Source organism: Campylobacter sp. BCW_6466, from assembly GCF_001762835.1.
GTDB lineage: Bacteria > Campylobacterota > Campylobacteria > Campylobacterales > Campylobacteraceae > Campylobacter_D > Campylobacter_D jejuni.
This window is the reverse complement of sequence record NZ_MJXO01000067.1, coordinates 120,212-121,454: the sequence shown is the minus strand read 5'-3', so window position 1 is coordinate 121,454 and position 1,243 is coordinate 120,212. Positions and strand designations below refer to the sequence as shown.

Here is a 1,243-nt window from a genome sequence, read left to right as displayed (position 1 = left end):
CTTTAACTTCAATGCCTTCACCCTCAATACCATTTTTACTTCCATCTATATGGATTGCATCATTGCCTGCTTTAATAACACCACCTTTTTCTATAGTGATTTTACCAATATTAACGGGCTTTTTATTTGTATCAAATGCATAAAAAGTTATACCATTGTTGCCTGCTTCTATAGTTCCTTTATTTGTAAGGGTTTCTATCTTGTTGCCATCACCTATGAAGATACCATTAGCGTTTTGATTTTTGATTAGGCCTGTGTTTTCAAAATTTTTAATAGTGGAGCCGCTACTATAAACACTTTGTATATTTATAGCTCCTGCTAATTTATTGGCTCCAGATGTTCCTTCTATAGTGCCACTGTTTTTAAAATCATCTATGATGCCATTTGACAAATTTACACCTACTTTACCTGAAATGAAACCCGAATTGTCAAAAGTTTTTATAGTAGAGCTATAAAGATTAACCCCAGAACTCGCATATAAACCAGCGAATGATTCATTTGGTTCTGCTGTTCCACTAGTTTTTATAGTTTTAGTATTTTTAAAATTTTCTATAGTAGCACTGGAGAGGTTTACACCACTTCCACCACCGCTGTTTATTGAACCGTTATTAGTGAAAGTTTGTACATTAGTATGAGTAAACCGGACAGCTTCTTTATTTGTTGAACTTATAACTCCAGTATTGTTAAAATTATTAATCGTAGATTTGTTATTAGCAAGGCCTTGGAAAAAAACTCCTTGATCATTGTTGGAAGCTGTTATAGTTCCACTATTTTCAAATTTATCCACAGTGAGAGTTCCCTGACCTCCCCAAATTCCCATGTAAATTTGACCATTAACTTGACCTGTATTTTCAAAGGTATTGACAGTAATGGTTCCTGTAAAATCTTTATCATGTTCTACAGCTACCTTACCGTTAATAGTTCCTTTATTGGTAAGATTGGTAAGAGTAAGAGTATCGCTATTCTTAGCATGAACATAGATGACTTTGTCTTTACCGGTTAAAGTTCCGGTTTTTTCAATTATTATGGTATGTGGACCTTGATCGGAAATGTTGATTTGATTGTTGATTGAACTACTTACAGTCGTATTAATCCTAGCTTGAGGAGCATAAACACTTGCTGAACTAGCTTTAGTATTTTTACTTATTTCATCATAAGTTTTTATTTCAGGAGTAGGTGCAGCATTTGCACAACTAGCTAAGAAAGAAATAGTAGCTAAAGATAAAACTATCTTTTTAGAATT

1 pseudogene is annotated in these 1,243 nt (G+C 33.3%); it reads right to left on the bottom strand.

What is annotated here, in order from left to right:
* Window positions 1-1,243 (bottom strand): annotated as a pseudogene (locus AJ887_RS07425) (hypothetical protein); the annotation flags it as partial.